This is a genomic window from Geobacillus sp. BK01 (assembly GCF_052220245.1).
Lineage (GTDB): Bacteria > Bacillota > Bacilli > Bacillales > Anoxybacillaceae > Geobacillus.
Genome location: NZ_JBQPTH010000002.1, coordinates 154,253 through 172,076, shown reverse-complemented (window position 1 = coordinate 172,076; position 17,824 = coordinate 154,253). Strand labels below are relative to the sequence as shown.

Here is a 17,824-nt window from a genome sequence, read left to right as displayed (position 1 = left end):
TCGATCAACCCCCTAACCCGTTCATCATCGTCTCCAGCACGGCGGCAAGCGGCCCGGCCAATAACTGCGGATACACGCCGACCGCCACGATCAAGACGACGAGGACGAACGCCGGCACGGCTTCTTTCGCTTGTAAATCGATTGCATCCCCTCGCGGCTCACCCAAACCCGCCGCAGACTCTTGCGACCCGTGCAGGCCCAACGCCGATTCATATCGTTCGCGGGCGCGGCCAAACGTGATGTCAAGAATGGCCCGCAGCGAATAAACGGCGGCGAAAATCAACCCGAGTGCCCCGGCCGCCGCCAGCGCCGGCTTCGTTGCAAACAGTCCGAGAAAAGCAGTGAATTCGCCGACAAATCCGGCAAGCCCCGGCAGTCCAAGCAGGGCGAGCGCCGCGGTTAGCAAATACCCGGAAAAAAGCGGCATCGCTTTCGCCAGCCCGCCAAGCCGGTTGATGTCGGTCGTTCCGATCCGGTTGGCGAGAACGCCGACGAGCAAAAACGACAAGGCGGCAATCAGCCCGTGGGCGACCGACTGAAACACTGCTCCTTGAATGCCGGCCTCATTGAGCGCGCCAAGACCGACGAGCACGACCCCCATATGCGATACGCTCGAATAGGCGAGCACATGTTTCAGCTCGCGCTGCCGGAGCGCCAACAGCGCTCCGTATAGCACATTGACGACCCCCAACACCGCAATGGCGCCGGCAAACGTGCGAAACTCACCCGGAAACAGGCCGATCCCGAAGCGGATCATCCCGTATGCCGCAATTTTCAGCAACACTCCGGCGTGGAGCATAACGACCGGCGGCGGCGCTTCGACGTGAACGCGGATGAGCCAGCGATGAAGCGGAACAGCCGGCAGCTTGACGGCAAACGCCAACAGCAACCCGCCAAGCAGCCAATGACGCGCTTCTGCCGTCAACGGGGCGATCAGCTGCCCTTGGGCGACCGGATTATGTAACATTTCATGAAGGAGCGCGAAATTTGCTGTTCCGGTGCGGGCGACAAGCACGGCAATGACAATCAGCAACAGCGCCGAGCCGAGCCCATTGTACAGCAAGTAGCCGTATGCCGCCCGTTCGCGCTCAAACCCGCCCCATTTGCCGACGAGCAAAAACATGGCAACCAGCGTCACTTCGAGGAAGAGGAAAAACCAGATGAAGTTGGCGGCGGCAAACACGCCAAGCATGCCAATTTCAAGCGCGAGCAGCCACATAAAATATCCTTTTTTCTCCGTTTTGATCAGCACGGACGCGACAGCGGCCAATGTCCCCAACACAGCAGTCAGGACGATAAACACAAGCGACAGCCCGTCAATGCCAAGCTCATAACGGATCACATACGCCGCGTCTGTTAAAAACGGAAGGTTGGCGAGCCGCACCCAATCGCGCGCCTCATCGAGCTGCTCAAGAGGAAAGCCGCGCCATGACTGGATGAACGCAAACAGTGCCAACAATAACGGCGGTACGGTGGCGGCGGTGCCAAGCCATTGAATCGTTTTCGTATCCGTCCGGCGGACAAACGCCAGCAAAAGGATGCCTAACAGCGGTGAAAAAACGAGCAGCGACAAAAAGATCATAGCCAGTTCCCCCCTGTCAACGCGAAGATGACGACCAAAATGGCCAGTCCGGCCACCGTCACCGCCCCATATGTCTGCGCTTGCCCGTTTTGTCCACGCGAGCCGGCGGACGCAGCCGTGCCGACGATGCCGGCAGCCAGCCGGGCGAGCCCTTCGACAAGGAAGCGGTCGACATACGCCAACAGGCGGCTAAGGAATGACACAAACGCTACAACCGTCCACCGGTAGAGGTCGTCAATGTAATAGTGGTGGCGCAGCAATTCGTACACGTGCGGCGTGCGCGCGGACAACCAGTCGCGCGGCACGGTCCGCTTTCCGTACATGAGCCAGGCAAGGAGAATCCCGGCAAGCGACACAGTTGTCGCCACAACGGCGAGCCACCCCGGCGCCGCTTCATGATGGTAAGTCCCATCGGTCAGCCACTCACCGAGGAACGAGCCAAACCACGGCGTTTGAATGTACCCGGAAGCGATCGACAACACGCCGAGCACCACCATCGGCCCGACCATGGACGCCGGCGCTTCATGCGCCTCGCCTTGGTGACGCGCCGGTCCCGCAAAGACGAGGAAAAAGAGCCGGAACATATAAAACGACGTCAGCAGCGCCGCGGCAACCGCGAGCCAAAAGAGCTCGACCGGCCCGTTCGCCCAAGCCGCCGCTAAAATTTCGTCCTTGCTGAAAAAGCCGGCAAACAGCGGAACGCCGCTGATCGATAGCGCCCCGACCAAAAAGAGCGGCGCGGTCCACGGCAGCCGCCGCCAAAGCCCGCCCATCTCTTCAATGTTTTGCGTATGAACGGCGTGAATGACGCTGCCGGCGGCCAAAAAGAGCAACGCTTTGAAAAAGGCGTGCGTCGTTAAATGGAAGATGGCGGCGACATAACTGCCGGATCCGAGCGCAAGCATCATATAGCCGAGCTGGCTGACCGTCGAATAGGCAAGAACCCGTTTAATGTCCGTCTGCACCAAGCCGATCGTCGCGGCGAAAATCGCCGTCACCCCGCCGATCACAGCCACGGTCATCATGGCCGCTTCGCTTGCCTCAAAGAGCGGGAACAACGCGGCGACGAGGTACACCCCAGCCGCCACCATTGTCGCGGCATGGATGAGCGCCGACACCGGCGTCGGTCCTTCCATCGCATCCGGGAGCCACGTATGGAGCGGAAACTGCCCGGACTTGCCGATGGCGCCAATAAAAATGAGAATAGCCGTCAGGGTCGTCATGTCCGGCGACAGTGTGCCGTCGCCGACGGCGCGGAAAATGTCGTCGTAATCAAAGCTTTTCGTCTGCCAAAACAAGAGCATTATGCCGATGAAAAAGCCGACATCGCCGATACGCGTCATAATGAACGCCTTTTTCGCTGCTGCTTTTGCTTCTTCTTTATAGAAGTAAAAACCGATCAGCAAAAACGAACCGAGCCCGACGAGCTCCCAGAAGATGTACGCCTGCAGCAAGTTCGGCGACAGCACAAGCCCGAGCATCGCAAACGTAAACAGCCCTAAGTACGCATAAAAAGTCGAAAACCGTTCGTCCCCCGCCATATACCCTTGCGAGTAAATATGGACGAGCCAGCTGACAAACGCGACGACCGCGAGCATCCATGCGTTTAACGCTGTAACAGAAACCCCGGCTGTGAGCGTCACGTCGCCGATGGTCATCCATGTCCAGTTCACTTCATGCGTTGCCCCGCCAAGGCGGCCAACGAGCACAGCGATGGCCGCCAGCAGCGACAGAAACGTGGCAGCGATGCCGACGTAGGCGCTCGCTTTCCCCCATTTCCGCCCGAACAACAGCAACAACAAAAACGAACAAAGCGGGAACAGCGGCACAACCCAAGCTAGGTTCATCATCTTTCCCCATCCCCTTTTCTAATGTTTCAATGAATTGGCTTCATCGACTTGAACCGTTTTACGGTTGCGGTAAAAGGCGATGAGCGCCGCCAAGCCGACAGCCACCTCCGCCGCCGCTATGGCGATCGCAAACAACGCGAACACGTGCCCGTGAACGCCGGGATGGGGGCCGTATTTGGCAAACGCGACGAAGTTGATGTTGACCGCATTTAACATAAGCTCGATGCAAATGAGGACGATGACCGTATTTCGTTTCGTCAGCGCTCCGTACAGCCCAATGCAAAATAAGATAAGCGCCAACGCCAAATAAGCCGATAATGTCATTCGTCTTCCGCCTCCTTGCCGTCTTTTCTCGCCAGCACGATCGCCCCGATCAAGGCGACAAGCAAAATGACGGACACGATTTCAAACGGAATCGTATAATACGAATACAGCCATTTGCCGATCTCCCTCGCGTTATCAGCCGCGAGCGCGCTGCCGTCAGCCCCAAAATCAAGACGGCGGATGCCAAAGTAAACAGCAAGGCCAAAGGCGAGGACAGAGACGGCAACGACCGCTTTATGCCAGATGCCAACCGCCGTTTGGCGCTCCGCGTCATCGCCATGATGACGGGTCAACATGATGGCAAACAGCATAATGATGGTGATAGCCCCGGAATAAATGAGCACTTGCACGACGGCGACGAACTCGGCGGAGAGCAAGACATACAGCCCGGCGATGCCCAAAAACGTCATGACGAGGGCGATGACCATATGGACGACGTTCGTCAATTGGAGCATCGTCACCCCGCCGGCAATGGCTGCAAGGGCGAGCAGGAAAAAAGCAATGTCGGTTCCGCTCACGGCTTATTCTCCCTTCTGACGTTCGTGTCGTTTTCATCAAGCCAGGTCAAATCTTTATACAGGGCGTCGCGGCTATATTCAGCGAGTTCGAAGTTGTTCGTCATGACGATCGCTTCCGTCGGGCATACTTCCGTGCACAAATCGCATAAAATGCAAATTTCAAAGTTAATGTTGTACGTGTCAATCACTTTCCCTTTTTTCGTCGGATCGGGATGTTTTTTCCCCGTCAGCTGAATGCATTCGGTCGGACAAATGTTCATGCACTGGTTGCAGACGATGCACTTTTCCGGATAAAACTTTTGGATGCCGCGAAACCGATCCGGGAGCGGGAGCGGCTCGTGCGGGTAATCGTATGTCACCTTTTCGCGCGTCAACTCTTTTAACGTATACGCTAATCCTTTCACTAACCCGATCATCCGTCTACCCCTCTCGTGGGAAAAATAACGTTCCGGTACGGCCACGGGCTCCGAACACCACGGAGCCGTGCCTATGGGCGGCGGGTCGCCTCCCCAGCAAGGCGGGACCCCGTTCGTTTAGAAGAACAACGATTTTATAACGGCCGTCAACACGATATTGACGAGCGAAAGCGGGAGCAACACTTTCCAGGCAAACTCCATCAGCTGGTCGGCGCGCACGCGCGGGAACGTCGCGCGGAACCAAATCAAGACAAAGATGACCGCACAAAACTTCAGCGCAAACCAAACCGCTCCAGGAATCCAGCCGAGAAATGCGACCGGATGCCAGCCGCCAAGAAACAAAATCGTGATCAGCGCCGCCATGGCAAACATGTACACATACTCAGCAAGCATGAAAAACGCCCAGCGGAATCCGGAATATTCGACGTGAAAGCCGGCGACGAGCTCAGATTCTGCCTCCGGCAAGTCAAACGGCACCCGGTTCAATTCGGCTACCGCTGCAATAAAGAAAATCAAAAAGGCGAGCGGTTGGGCGAAAATGAACCATACGTCGTCCTGCGCTTCGACGATGTCCACTAAGTTCATGCTTCCGGCCAACAGCACGACACCAAGCGCCGACATGACGAGCGGAATCTCATACGAAATCATTTGCGCCGCCGCGCGCATGCCGCCAAGCAGGGCGTATTTGTTGTTTGACGCCCAGCCGCCGGCGACAACCCCGACTGTGGTCAAACCGGAAACGGCAATATAATACAAAAGGCCGACGCCGATATCGGCAAACCGGAACGACTCGGTAAACGGCAGCACCGCCAACACCATAAACGACGGCGTAAAGGCGATGATCGGCGCCAACATGTACAGCGGACGATCAGCCGCTTTCGGAATCGTATCTTCCTTTAGCAGCAGCTTTAATACGTCAGCGACGGTTTGCAAAAGCCCCAGGCGGCCGCCGACTTGGTTCGGGCCGATGCGCCCTTGCATAAATCCCATCACTTTCCGTTCGGCCAAAATGCCGTACGTAACGAACCCGAGCACTGTCGCCAACAAAAGCGCTCCAAGTCCGAAAAAGACGGCGGCGTTCGTCCAGCTTGGCGCCGATTCGAGCCATTGCTCCATCATCCATCGACCTCCCCGAGCACAATGTCAATCGATCCGAGAATGGCGATGACATTGGCCAAGTTTTCCCCTTTGAGCAGCTTCGGGAGTATTTGCAAATTGTAAAACGACGGGCGCCGGAACTTGAGGCGGTACGGCTCTTTTTTTCCGTCGCTCGCAATATAGCAGCCGATCTCGCCGCGCGGCGCCTCGATGCGGACAAACGTCTCACCCGGCGGCGCCTTAATAATGCGCGGCACTTTCCCGATGATCGGCCCGTCAGCCGGAAACTGCTCGCACGCTTGCTCGATGATGCGGAGCGACTGTTCCATTTCCGCCATCCGGCATTCATAGCGGGCGAGGCAATCGCCGCCTTCTCGCACCGGCACGTCGAACTCGAAGCGGTCATAGATCGAGTACGGCTCATCTTTGCGCAAATCCCATTTGACGCCGGTCGACCGCAAGTTGACGCCGCTCAGCGAATAGCTGATCGCTTCTTCTTTCGTATACCGCCCGACGCCTGTCACGCGTTCGCGGAAAATTTCGTTGCCGGTGACAAGGTCGTGGTAGCCGGCCAATTTTTCGCGCATGTACGGGACGAACTGCTTCACTTTGTCGATCCAGCCGTCCGGCGCGTCCCATTTGACGCCGCCGATGCGCATATAGTTGAACGTCAGCCGCGCCCCGGACAGCTCATTTAATAGATTAATAATCATTTCGCGCTCGCGGAACGCGTACAAAAACGGGCTCGTCGCGCCAAGGTCAAGCAAATACGTCCCCCACCAGACGAGGTGGCTGGCGACCCGCCCGAGCTCCATGGCAAGAACGCGCAAATACTCGGCCCGCTCCGGCACTTCAATGCCCATCATCGTTTCGACCGCATGGCAAAGCACATAGTTGTTCGTCATCGCCGACAAATAGTCCATCCGGTCGGTGTACGGGATGATTTGCGTATATTGGAGCCCTTCGGCGATTTTTTCCGTCCCCCGGTGCAAGTAACCGATGACCGGCGTCGCTTCTTGGATGATTTCACCATCAATTTTTAAAATGAGGCGGAACACCCCGTGCGTGCTCGGGTGTTGGGGGCCGACGTTTAAAATCATTTCTTCTGTGCGCAGCATCGTTCACACCTCCGCATCATACGGCTCGTAATCTTTGCGCAGCGGATGCCCGACCCATTGCTCCCCGAGGAAGATGCGGATTAAGTTCGGGTGGCCGCGGAATCGGATGCCAAGCAAGTCGTACGCTTCGCATTCCGGCCAGTTCGCCCCGGGCCAAAGCGGGACGAGCGAATCGATTTCCGGGTTGTCGCGCTCGATTTTCACTTTGAGCGCTACTGGCTGTCGATTCGGGTACGAGTACAAGTGGACATACACTTCCATATGCGTTTGAAAATCGGTGCCGTGCAGCTCGGACAAATAGTCAAACCGAAGCTGTTCATTGTATTTTAAAAACTCGGCCACTTTGTAGTACGATTCCTTGTTAACAACAAGGGTCGGTACGTCTTTGGCCAGCCTGTTGACATATGCGTCTTCCAGCACGTCCGGCCCGAGATGTTCCTGAATGACGCGGACATATTTTTGAAGCAGCGGATCGTTCGGCGACGGGGAAGACGGTTTCTCCGCTCCGTCCCCCGCTTTAGCGGCTCCGGCCTTCGCGCGGGCGGCGGCCGCTGCTTTTGCTTTTGCCGCCGCGGCGGCCGCTTTCGCCTTCGCGGCGGCCGCCGCTTTTTGTTTCGCCAGCTCATCGTCGCTTCCCGCCGCTTCAGCGGCCTTTTGTTTGGCCAGTGCCGCCGCCTTGGCTTTCGCTGCCGCTGCCGCCTTTTTCTTCGCCGCCTCAAGGTCGTCGCCTGTCGCACCCGACGCTGACGCCTCACGCTGACGGCGCAGTTCGGCTGCTTTCGCCCGCGCTTCTTCCGCCGCTTTCTTCTTCGCCGCCTCAAGGTCGTCGCCTGTCGCACCCGACGCCGATGCCTCACGCTGTCGCCGCAGCTCGGCTGCCTTCGCCCGCGCTTCTTCCGCCGCTTTCTTCTTCGCCGCCTCAAGGTCGTCGCCTGTCGCACCCGACGCTGACGCCTCGCGCTGACGGCGCAGTTCGGCTGCCTTCGCCCGCGCTTCTTCCGCCGCTTTCTTCTTCGCCGCCTCAAGGTCGTCGCCTGTCGCACCCGACGCTGACGCCTCGCGCTGACGGCGCAGTTCGGCTGCCTTCGCTCGCGCTTCTTCCGCGGCCCGTTTTTTCGCTGCTGCGAGATCTTCAGCTGATGCTGGTTGCGCCACATCCGACTCTTTGTTTGCCGGGCTGGCAGACGAATCCGAAGGTGTTTTCACACCGTCGGCGGGAGGACTGTCGGCCGACTTGGCCTGTTCGGCCGCCTGCTTGGCGGCCAGCCGTTCGCGCGCCAGCTGCTTCGCCCGCTCGGCCGCTTCTCTTTTTCGCTGGGCCAAATCTTTTTCCTCATCCATCGGTTACAACACCTTCTTCCCCGTTTTGGCTTCCAAGCGGATTTTTTCTTTTAGTTTATGAATGCCGTAAATAAGCGCCGCCGGGTTTGGTGGACAGCCGGGTATGTACACGTCGACCGGGACGATTTGGTCAACCCCTTTAACGACGCTGTACGATTTCACATACGGTCCGCCGGCTGTCGCGCATGATCCCATGGCGATCACCCATTTCGGCTCCGGCATTTGATCGTACAACCGGCGCAAAAGCGGCGCCATTTTTTTCGTCACCGTTCCGGAGACGATCATAACGTCTGATTGCCGTGGTGAGGCGCGGAAAAACGAGCCGAACCGATCAAGGTCGTAATGAGCGCCGCCGACCGCCATCATTTCAATCGCGCAACAGGCGAGACCGAACGTCAGCGGCCAGAGCGAATTGCTTCGCGCCCACCCTTTTAACTGTTCCAACGTCGTAAAAAACACGTTGCGCTTTACTTCTTCCATTTCGTCAAACGTCATGCCATCCCATTTTACATCCATCGTAACACCTTCTTTTTCCAGGCATAAATGAGGCCAATGGCAAGCAAAACGATGAAAATGATCATTTCCACTAAAGCAAACAAGCCGAGTTGGTCGTAAACGACCGCCCACGGGTATAAAAACACTGTCTCGACGTCAAAAATAACAAATAGCAAGGCAAACAAGTAATAACGGACTTGGAATTGGATGCGCGAGTCATGAAATGGGATGTTACCGCTTTCATAAGTCGTAGCCTTCTCCTCGTCCGGCACGTGCGGCCGCAACAAGCGTCCGGCCGTAAGCGCCCCGATTGGCAGCAGCACCCCAAGGCAAAGAAAGACAAAGACAATCAAATAACTGTTGGCATAAATGTTGCTCAATAAGCCCGCCCCCTTCCCGGTTTACTACATACGTATGTTGTTAATATTGAAATTTTTAAACAATTTCTTCGAATCTATTATAACATTTATATCCAGACGTGTCAGCAAAACTTCAGATTATCCCTGTCAACACGATGGCAAAGCGCCGATGCCGATCGCACAAAGACAAATAGGATCGTCCGCTTCAAGGGAGCAAAACGGATGAAGACAATGGGAGGGGGAAACGAGACGGGAAAACGACGTGTCTATCTCCGTTGGCAGGCGCCACTGGACAGGCGGGAAAGTCATCGCCCTATGGCCTTCATCCTTCGCTTTCGACTAGCCAAACAGCAAAAAAAGCAGAGGGGCATTCGCTCCTCTGCTTATCTCATTTCAGAAACATTCAAGCGATTCAAGGCGCGTTTTAGCGCCAGTTCGGCCCGCCTGAAGTCAATATCATCCTGTTGGCTTTGCAAGCGGCGTTCCGCCCGCTCTTTTGCCGCTTTGGCGCGAAGGACATCAATGTCTTCCGCCCGCTCAGCAGCTTGGGCCAAAATGGTCACGTTGTCCGGGCGGACTTCGATAAAGCCGCCGCTAACCGCAACATAGTCCGTTTTGCCGTCCTTCTTCAGACGGGCCGCGCTGATCTCGAGCGGGGCGACAAGCGGAATGTGCCCCGGCAAAATGCCGAGCTCCCCGCTTTTCGCCTTCACGCTCACCATTTCGACATCGCCTTCGTACACCGGGCCATCAGGAGTGACGACGCTCACATGGATCGTTTTCATTGTCCAATCCCCCTATCCCGGGTCACACTTCGACGCCCATGGCTTTCGCTTTTTCAACCACTTCTTCAATGCGGCCGACTAAGCGGAACGCATCTTCCGGAAGGTGGTCGTATTTGCCCTCCAAAATTTCTTTAAAGCCGCGCACCGTTTCCTTCACCGGCACGTACGAACCCGGTTGGCCCGTGAACTGTTCCGCCACGTGGAAGTTTTGCGATAAGAAAAATTGAATGCGGCGGGCGCGGTGGACGACGAGCTTGTCTTCATCGGACAGTTCGTCCATCCCTAAGATGGCGATAATGTCTTGCAGCTCTTTATAGCGCTGCAATGTTTGCTGTACGCGGCGGGCAACTTGGTAATGCTCTTCACCGACAATTTCCGGCGCCAGCGCGCGCGATGTCGAAGCAAGCGGGTCAACGGCCGGATAAATCCCCATCTCGGCGAGCTTCCGCTCCAAGTTTGTCGTCGCATCCAAGTGCGAGAACGTCGTCGCCGGAGCCGGGTCTGTATAGTCGTCGGCCGGAACGTAAATCGCCTGGATTGAGGTGATCGAGCCTGTTGCTGTTGACGTGATCCGCTCTTGCAGCTGGCCCATCTCCGTCGCCAATGTCGGCTGATAACCAACGGCCGACGGCATGCGGCCTAACAACGCCGATACTTCGGAGCCGGCCTGTGTGAAACGGAAAATGTTATCGATAAAGAGCAATACGTCTTGCCCTTGCTCATCGCGGAAATATTCAGCCATCGTCAAGCCGGTCAACGCAACGCGCATCCGCGCGCCCGGCGGCTCGTTCATTTGTCCGAACACCATGGCCGTTTTGCTAATAACGCCGGAATCTTTCATTTCATGGTACAAGTCGTTCCCTTCACGCGTCCGTTCACCGACACCAGCGAAAACGGAAATCCCGCCGTGCTCTTGGGCGATGTTATGGATCAGCTCTTGGATCAAGACCGTTTTCCCTACGCCGGCACCGCCGAACAAGCCGATCTTACCACCTTTGATATACGGGGCGAGCAAGTCGACGACTTTAATCCCGGTTTCCAAAATTTCGACTTCCGTCGCCAGTTCATCGAATTTTGGCGCCGGACGGTGAATCGGGTCACGACGGGCTTCAGCCGGGATCTCGTCCTGCAAATCGATCGGCTCGCCCAAGACGTTAAACACGCGGCCAAGCGTGACATCGCCAACCGGTACCGAAATCGGCGCCCCGGTATCGACGACTTCCATGCCGCGGATCAAGCCGTCGGTCGATGCCATCGCGATCGTCCGTACTGTATCATCGCCAAGATGCAAGGCGACTTCCAATGTCAAGTCGATATCGACTTCGTTTTCGTTGCGCGCTTGATGTTGAATTTTCAGGGCGTTGTAGATGGCCGGCAAGTGGCCGTTTTCGAACTTGACGTCTACAACCGGACCCATGACTTGAATAACGCGTCCTCTTGTCATCGTTTTCCCTCCTAACTTGCTAGTCCGCTATTGCAAGGCGTTTGCCCCGGCGACAATTTCCGTAATTTCTTGCGTGATCGAAGCTTGGCGAGCGCGGTTGTAGGAAAGCGTCAACGTGCGAATGAGTTCATGCGCGTTGTCGGTCGCGTTCTTCATCGCTGTCATCCGGGCGGCGTGTTCGCTCGCTTTCGCATCGAGCAACGCGCCGTAAATAAGGCTCTCCGCGTACTGCGGCAACAAGACGTCCAAAATTTCCTCTTGCGACGGTTCAAATTCGTACACCGTGCGCTGCTGATTGTCAGCCAAATCGGTGAGCGGGAGCAGCTTCCGTTCTGTCACATCTTGTTGGATGGCGCTCACGTAATGGTTATAGTACATATATAGTTCATCAAACGTGCCATCGGCGAACAACCCGACCGTTTTGTTAGCAATCTCCTTAATATCGGCAAACGACGGCTGATCCGGCAAGCGGGTAATATCGAGAATAACCGGCATGTTCCGTTTGCGGAAAAAGTTTAACCCGACGCGGCCAATGACGATGATGGCGTACTCGTCCGGGGAGGTATGGCGCGCCTGAATCGTTTGGTAGACGGTGCGCAGCACGTTGCTGTTGTACGCCCCGGCTAAACCGCGGTCCGATGTGATGACTAAATATCCTGTCTTTTTCACCGGACGCGAGATGAGCATCGGATGGGAGACACCGCCGGCGCCAAGCGAGACGTTGGCCACGACTTCCTGCATTTTTTCCATGTATGGGACGAACGATTTCGCGTTTTGCTCCGCGCGGTTTAATTTCGACGTCGAGACCATTTCCATCGCTTTCGTGATTTGGCTCGTTTTTCTCGTCGAATTGATGCGCGTTTTAATGTCGCGTAACGATGCCAAAGGTTTCACCACCTTTTTGTTGCACGAGATCTAACAGGTGCGGGGGCCGAAACGCCCCCGTCAGCCTTATTGGGAAACGACAAACGTTTTCTTGAACGCTTCGATCGCTTTATTGAAATCTTCCTCATTCGGAAGGTCTTTCGTCGTCCGGATATGCTCAAGCAAGTGCTGCCCGTTTTGGTCGAGCCACAAGAAAAGTTCTTTTTCGAAACGGCGCACATCTTCAACCGGGATGTCATCCAAAAAGCCGCGCGTCAGAGCATAAATGATGGCGACTTGCTTTTCAACCGGAATCGGCTGATGCAAATCTTGCTTCAGCACTTCAACCGTGCGCGCCCCGCGTGCGAGTTTCGCCTGCGTCGCTTTATCGAGGTCGGAACCGAATTGGGCGAACGCTTCTAATTCGCGGTATGCGGCCAAGTCCAAACGGAGCGTCCCCGATACTTTTTTCATCGCTTTAATTTGCGCGGCGCCACCGACGCGCGAGACGGACAACCCTGCGTTGATCGCCGGGCGGACGCCGGAGAAGAACAGGTCGGATTGCAAGAAAATTTGCCCGTCTGTGATCGAGATGACGTTCGTCGGAATGTAAGCGGAGATGTCGCCCGCTTGCGTTTCGACGAACGGAAGCGCGGTCAACGAGCCGGCGCCTTTGGCATCGCTCAATTTCGCCGCGCGCTCGAGCAGGCGGGAGTGCAAGTAGAAGACATCCCCCGGATACGCTTCACGGCCTGGCGGACGGCGAAGCAAAAGCGACAGCTCGCGGTACGCAGCGGCTTGTTTCGACAAGTCGTCGTAAACCACCAATACGTGTTGGCCTTTATACATGAAATATTCGCCCATCGATACGCCCGCATACGGCGCCAGGAACAAGAGCGGAGCCGGTTGCGACGCCGAAGCAGTGACGACGATCGTATAGTCGAGCGCGCCATGTTTGCGGAGCGTTTCGACAACCGTACGAACGGTCGATTCTTTTTGACCGATGGCCACATAAATACAAATCATATTTTGGTCTTTTTGGTTGAGAATCGTGTCAATGGCGACTGACGTCTTCCCTGTTTGCCGGTCACCGATGATGAGCTCACGCTGACCGCGGCCGATCGGCACGAGCGCGTCGATCGCTTTAATCCCTGTTTGCAACGGCTCATGCACCGATTTCCGATCCATAACACCCGGCGCCGGGCTTTCGATCGGGCGCGTTTCCGTCGTTTCAACCGGGCCCAATCCGTCAACCGGCTGACCGAGCGGGTTGACGACACGGCCGATGAGCGCTTCCCCTACCGGCACTTCCATAATCCGGCCCGTGCGGCGCACTTCATCGCCTTCTTTAATGCCGGTATACGGACCTAAAATAACGATCCCGACGTTGTTTTCTTCCAAGTTCAGCGCCATGCCCATCACGCCGTTAGCAAATTCGACAAGCTCGCCGGACATGACGTTATCAAGCCCGTGAACGCGGGCGATCCCGTCACCGATTTGGATGACGGTGCCAACATCGCTCACTTGAATTTGCGATTCGTAGTTTTCAATCTGCTGCTTAATGAGCGCGCTAATTTCTTCCGCTCGAATGCTCATGCCTTTCACCCCTGTCTCCAAATGTTAACCAATGAGCTGCCGCTGAATCCGTTCCAGCTGCCCGCTGACGCTGCCGTCATAAATGCGGTTGCCGATGCGCAGCTTCACGCCGCCAATCAATTCCGGGTCGACGATATTTTCAATGCGGAGCGTCTCTTTGCCAACTTTTTTGGCAAATACGTCAGAAAGCGCCTGCAGTTCCTCATCCGTCAACGGCCGGGCCGAATACGCCGTCGCCTCAACGATGCCGCGCGCATCGTTGGCAAGGGCGACAAACTGATCTGCCAGTTCAGGCACAAGGCCGAAGCGATGGCGCTCAAGAAGAAGCAAAAGCGTGTTTTGCACCGGGGTGGAAACGCCGGCAAACACTTCACGAACGAGCGCTTTTTTCTTGTCCAAGGAAAGTTTCGGGTTGGAAAGAATCGATAAAAACTCGCCGTTTTCCACCAACGCTTGGCGCACGGCGCGGATATCTTCTTCGATTCGGTCTAGCTGCTGTTGTTCAAGCGCGATTTGAAACAGAGCGGACGCATACCGCTTAGCGATCACTTCTTGGCTCATCGCGCTCCTCCTACCTCTTGAACGTCCTTAATGTATGCTTGGATCAGCTTGCGCTGGTCTTGTTCGGTCAATTCTTTTTCAATCACTTTCGAGGCGATGAAGACAGACAACGAAGCCACTTGTTCGCGGAGCGCGGCCATCGCCTGTTCTTTTTCACGCTCGATTTCTTGTTTCGCCGCTTCTTTTACTCGTTCCGCTTCCGCACGGGCCGAGGCGACGATTTGTTCTTTTTGCTCTTCGGCAAGCTTGCGCGCATTTTCAATGAGCGTTTGCGCTTCTTGGCGCGATTGCTTCATCAGTTCACGCTGCTCTGCCAACAGTTTTTCCGCTTCTTGGCGGTGTTTTTCCGCTTGGTCGATTTCGTTTGCGATATGCTCCTCGCGCTGTTTCATGACGCTCATAAGCGGTCCCCAAGCAAATTTGCGGAGCAAGATCATCAACAGAATGAAAGCGACAAGCTGAAAAATGATGTCTCCACTGTTGACCGCCCCTGCCGTTGCGCCGAGCGCCCATGTTTGTACTGGTGCCAACATGCTTCGTTCACTCCTTTCGGTCGTTGTCTCTTACTGAACATTCCGTTTGCTCCTTGCGCCGTTATGCGAGCACATATACATAAAGCAATGGCGAAGGTTTCTACCAAATGGTCTTCGCCATCATGATTTTGATCTTTCCTTGTTGTGGAAGGCGCTTGTTAACATTCCGTTAACAAGCGCTCCTCAATCCGTTATTGTCCTTGCACCATAAACGCGATAACAACCGCGATGATCGGAATCGCCTCAACAAGCGCAACCCCGATAAACATCGTCGTTTGCAACATGCCGCGAGCTTCCGGTTGGCGTGCAATTCCTTCAACTGTACGAGAAACAATTAAACCGTTACCGATACCTGCGCCGAGTGCGGCAAGACCAATAGCGATTGCTGCAGCTAATACACCCATCTGTAAAATCCTCCTTATAATTTAGAAAATTAGTATATTAAGAAATATTAAACATTAATGGTCATGGCTGACTTTATGCGCCATATAAACCATTGTCAACATTGTAAAAATAAAAGCTTGAATAGCCCCGACGAAAATACTGAATGCCTGCCATACCATCGTCGGAATGATCGCGGCGATCGTTCCGCCAACACCTGTAGCCAAGCCGCCGACAAGCAATGCAAGCAAAATTTCGCCGGCAAAAATGTTCCCATAAAGACGGAGACCAAGCGTCAATGTGTTGGCAAACTCTTCAATAATTTTCAGAGGAAACATAAACCACATTGGGCTTGTAAATCCTTTTAAATACTCAGACACGCCGCGCAACTTAATGCCATAATAGTGGGAAAGAGCTACAACCATCATGGCCAATGCCAGTGTAATAGCCGGATCAGCCGTCGGCGATTTCCACCATAATTCGTCATGGACGACAATGGAGAATGGAAGACCTAACATATTGGCAACAAACACATACATAATCAAGGTTAAACCAAGTAAATGGAAGCGCCCCCCTGTCTTCCAGTCCATGTTGCTTTTGATAATCCCTTTCACAAAATCAACAACCCATTCCAAAAAGTTTTGCAATCCTGTCGGTTTCATGGAAAGGTTGCGCGTCGCTGCAATGGCGATAGCCAACACAATAATGCAAGTAATAGTCACCATCAGTACATTGGCCAAATTAAATGTAAGGCCAAACAATTCGTAAAGCGGTGCCTTATGATCCACCAATGCTCACCTCGCTTTCTATGCAGCTGAATGATCATTATGTAAAAAATGATTTGCTACCAATAGGATATATGGAGTGGCCAAGCCGATGACGACCGGCACAACGGACAAATGTTGGGGATACTGGGACACAAACAGCGCAACGGCGGCAGCCAACGCAAATCGAATCATGGTCCCAAGCGAAGGAGGGCGCTGTCCCTTGACCATCGCTTCTCCTACTTTCATGACACGCCGAGCCAGCAGGCGAATGCTGTACAACCCGGTTACCGTTCCAATGAGCAAACTAAAAAACCATGCTTCATAACTAGTCAATATCCATCCTAGCGCATAAACTATCATGAGTACCAACGATTGCTTTTGTATTCGTTTCACGATCATATCCATCATCGTTTCTTATTCCCCGAAAAAGCGCTGGATTGTTTTCAGCGTGGCGAACACCCCCGCCGCTAAGCCAAGCAACAGGCCGATGACAAGAAAAAGCGGTTCACTGTCTAATTGTCGGTCAACCCATCTGCCGCCAAACAAACCAACTAATGTACAGCCGACCAACTGTGATGTGATCGCCGACATCAAGCCGATGGCCCGAAAAGGATGACGGTCGTTTTTTTTCATAATCGTTACCATACCTCGCCCGCTTAGACAAAGATAATTTCCGACAGTGAAAACCTTCTCAATCTACCCCTTGTAAGCATACAACACCGCTTGGTCAATGTCAATGTGTTCCCACATAAAACCTTATTTACACAGGGGAAATATTAATAATTTGTGACAATTTTTCATTTACTTTTCACAAAGATGATGTATAATGATATATTTTATTTTTGAGCGTTTTTTCTATCCTGATGCGACCATCTTAGTCCAAAAATGGGACGGGCGCATCCTTGTTTTGATGTCAAAAGGGGGTGTCCCAGCTATCGGCGGGGCACCCCTTTTTGGCCGTATGTGGCAGCCAACCGTTATTTCGTGCCAAACAGCCGGTCGCCGGCGTCACCGAGGCCGGGGACGATATAGCCGTGGTCGTTCAGCCGCTCATCAAGGGCGGCGATGTAAATGTCAACGTCCGGGTGCGCGGTTTCGACCGCTTTGACCCCCTCCGGCGCGGCGATGAGGCACATGAACTTAATGCTTTTCGCCCCCCGCTTTTTCAGTGCTTCGATGGCCGCCACCGCCGAACCGCCGGTCGCGAGCATCGGATCGATGATGATAAAATCGCGCTCTTCGACATCGCTCGGCAGCTTGACGTAGTATTCGACCGGTTTTAACGTTTCCGGATCGCGGTACAGGCCGATATGCCCCACTTTCGCCGCCGGGATGAGCTTCAAGATGCCGTCAACCATGCCGATGCCGGCGCGCAAAATCGGAATGAGGCCGAGCTTTTTGCCGGCAATCACTTTCGCCTTCGCTTTGCTGACGGGGGTTTCGATCTCGACTTCCTCAAGCGGCAGATCGCGCGTAATTTCAAACGCCATCAACGTCGCCACTTCGTCGACAAGCTCGCGAAATTCCTTCGTGCCGGTATGCTTGTCGCGAATGTACGTCAGTTTATGTTGGATGAGCGGGTGATCAAACACATATACTTTTCCCATGGGTCATCTCCTCTTCCGTATGTATGCGGTACACTTCTATACATTCTACTGGAAAACAGACGCCCGTTCAACTGTCCAAACAAAGGAAAAGGCACACTGTCCAACCGATCGTTGGCAGTGTGCCTTTATCATTCCGAACTGGCAACTCCCGCTTCGAAACGTAATCATGGACGGGAGAATGCGTC

General features: G+C 54.7%; 21 protein-coding genes. All 21 read right to left on the bottom strand.

Annotated features, from left to right (window positions below):
* Positions 1-4: 4 nt before the first annotated feature.
* The 21 genes from ACTVDO_RS03180 to upp all read right to left on the bottom strand — a co-directional run bounded on the left by ACTVDO_RS03180 (position 5) and on the right by upp (position 17,639).
* Positions 5-1,582, bottom strand: a complete 1,578-nt coding sequence (locus ACTVDO_RS03180; RefSeq protein ID WP_442901007.1) for an NADH-quinone oxidoreductase subunit M — start codon at positions 1,580-1,582, stop codon at positions 5-7.
* Positions 1,579-3,432, bottom strand: coding sequence for an NADH-quinone oxidoreductase subunit L (nuoL, locus tag ACTVDO_RS03175; protein WP_442901006.1), 1,854 nt, complete (start codon positions 3,430-3,432; stop codon positions 1,579-1,581). The genes ACTVDO_RS03180 and nuoL overlap by 4 nt, the downstream gene beginning before the upstream one ends.
* 18 nt (positions 3,433-3,450) lie before the next feature.
* Positions 3,451-3,756, bottom strand: a complete 306-nt coding sequence (gene nuoK, locus ACTVDO_RS03170; protein WP_442901005.1) for an NADH-quinone oxidoreductase subunit NuoK — start codon at positions 3,754-3,756, stop codon at positions 3,451-3,453.
* Positions 3,753-4,274 carry an NADH-quinone oxidoreductase subunit J gene (locus ACTVDO_RS03165; protein WP_020961497.1) on the bottom strand — a complete coding sequence of 174 codons (522 nt, stop codon included), beginning with the start codon at positions 4,272-4,274 and terminating at the stop codon, positions 3,753-3,755. The genes nuoK and ACTVDO_RS03165 overlap by 4 nt, the downstream gene beginning before the upstream one ends.
* A complete protein-coding gene (gene nuoI, locus ACTVDO_RS03160; RefSeq protein WP_020961498.1) occupies positions 4,271-4,690 on the bottom strand; it encodes an NADH-quinone oxidoreductase subunit NuoI in 420 nt (139 codons plus the stop codon). The genes ACTVDO_RS03165 and nuoI overlap by 4 nt, the downstream gene beginning before the upstream one ends.
* A 117-nt stretch (positions 4,691-4,807) precedes the next feature.
* Positions 4,808-5,809, bottom strand: a complete 1,002-nt coding sequence (gene nuoH, locus ACTVDO_RS03155; protein ID WP_020961499.1) for an NADH-quinone oxidoreductase subunit NuoH — start codon at positions 5,807-5,809, stop codon at positions 4,808-4,810.
* Positions 5,806-6,906 carry an NADH-quinone oxidoreductase subunit D gene (locus ACTVDO_RS03150; protein ID WP_020961500.1) on the bottom strand — a complete coding sequence of 367 codons (1,101 nt, stop codon included), beginning with the start codon at positions 6,904-6,906 and terminating at the stop codon, positions 5,806-5,808. The genes nuoH and ACTVDO_RS03150 overlap by 4 nt, the downstream gene beginning before the upstream one ends.
* A gap of 3 nt (positions 6,907-6,909) precedes the next feature.
* Positions 6,910-8,247, bottom strand: a complete 1,338-nt coding sequence (locus ACTVDO_RS03145) for an NADH-quinone oxidoreductase subunit C (protein WP_020961501.1) — start codon at positions 8,245-8,247, stop codon at positions 6,910-6,912.
* Positions 8,248-8,250: 3 nt separating this feature from the next.
* Positions 8,251-8,763 (bottom strand): NuoB/complex I 20 kDa subunit family protein, encoded by a 513-nt coding sequence (locus ACTVDO_RS03140; RefSeq protein WP_008880690.1) that lies wholly within the window; start codon positions 8,761-8,763, stop codon positions 8,251-8,253.
* Positions 8,754-9,122, bottom strand: a complete 369-nt coding sequence (locus tag ACTVDO_RS03135) for an NADH-quinone oxidoreductase subunit A (RefSeq protein ID WP_020961502.1) — start codon at positions 9,120-9,122, stop codon at positions 8,754-8,756. The genes ACTVDO_RS03140 and ACTVDO_RS03135 overlap by 10 nt, the downstream gene beginning before the upstream one ends.
* A 362-nt stretch (positions 9,123-9,484) precedes the next feature.
* Positions 9,485-9,886 (bottom strand): F0F1 ATP synthase subunit epsilon, encoded by a 402-nt coding sequence (locus ACTVDO_RS03130; RefSeq protein WP_020961503.1) that lies wholly within the window; start codon positions 9,884-9,886, stop codon positions 9,485-9,487.
* 22 nt (positions 9,887-9,908) lie between these two features.
* Positions 9,909-11,330 carry a F0F1 ATP synthase subunit beta gene (atpD, locus tag ACTVDO_RS03125; RefSeq protein ID WP_020961504.1) on the bottom strand — a complete coding sequence of 474 codons (1,422 nt, stop codon included), beginning with the start codon at positions 11,328-11,330 and terminating at the stop codon, positions 9,909-9,911.
* A 27-nt stretch (positions 11,331-11,357) separates the two neighbouring features.
* Positions 11,358-12,215: an ATP synthase F1 subunit gamma gene (atpG, locus tag ACTVDO_RS03120; protein ID WP_020961505.1), complete on the bottom strand. Its 858-nt coding sequence runs from the start codon at positions 12,213-12,215 to the stop codon at positions 11,358-11,360.
* A 66-nt stretch (positions 12,216-12,281) separates the two neighbouring features.
* Complete coding sequence (gene atpA / locus ACTVDO_RS03115) at positions 12,282-13,790, bottom strand: F0F1 ATP synthase subunit alpha (RefSeq protein ID WP_020961506.1); 1,509 nt, start codon at positions 13,788-13,790, stop codon at positions 12,282-12,284.
* A 24-nt stretch (positions 13,791-13,814) separates the two neighbouring features.
* Positions 13,815-14,351, bottom strand: a complete 537-nt coding sequence (locus ACTVDO_RS03110; RefSeq protein WP_020961507.1) for a F0F1 ATP synthase subunit delta — start codon at positions 14,349-14,351, stop codon at positions 13,815-13,817.
* Positions 14,348-14,884, bottom strand: coding sequence for a F0F1 ATP synthase subunit B (gene atpF, locus ACTVDO_RS03105; protein WP_442901004.1), 537 nt, complete (start codon positions 14,882-14,884; stop codon positions 14,348-14,350). Before atpF ends, ACTVDO_RS03110 begins: the two co-directional genes overlap by 4 nt.
* A gap of 191 nt (positions 14,885-15,075) precedes the next feature.
* Positions 15,076-15,288, bottom strand: a complete 213-nt coding sequence (atpE, locus tag ACTVDO_RS03100; RefSeq protein ID WP_033010834.1) for a F0F1 ATP synthase subunit C — start codon at positions 15,286-15,288, stop codon at positions 15,076-15,078.
* 54 nt (positions 15,289-15,342) lie between these two features.
* The gene (atpB, locus tag ACTVDO_RS03095; protein WP_442901003.1) at positions 15,343-16,053 is read right to left on the bottom strand and encodes a F0F1 ATP synthase subunit A; all 711 of its coding nucleotides are present in this window, start codon (positions 16,051-16,053) and stop codon (positions 15,343-15,345) included.
* Positions 16,054-16,071: 18 nt separating this feature from the next.
* Positions 16,072-16,440, bottom strand: a complete 369-nt coding sequence (locus tag ACTVDO_RS03090) for an ATP synthase subunit I (protein WP_442901002.1) — start codon at positions 16,438-16,440, stop codon at positions 16,072-16,074.
* 6 nt (positions 16,441-16,446) lie between these two features.
* A complete protein-coding gene (locus ACTVDO_RS03085) occupies positions 16,447-16,665 on the bottom strand; it encodes an AtpZ/AtpI family protein (protein WP_442901102.1) in 219 nt (72 codons plus the stop codon).
* A gap of 344 nt (positions 16,666-17,009) precedes the next feature.
* Positions 17,010-17,639: a uracil phosphoribosyltransferase gene (upp, locus tag ACTVDO_RS03080; RefSeq protein ID WP_442901001.1), complete on the bottom strand. Its 630-nt coding sequence runs from the start codon at positions 17,637-17,639 to the stop codon at positions 17,010-17,012.
* Positions 17,640-17,824: the final 185 nt, after the last annotated feature.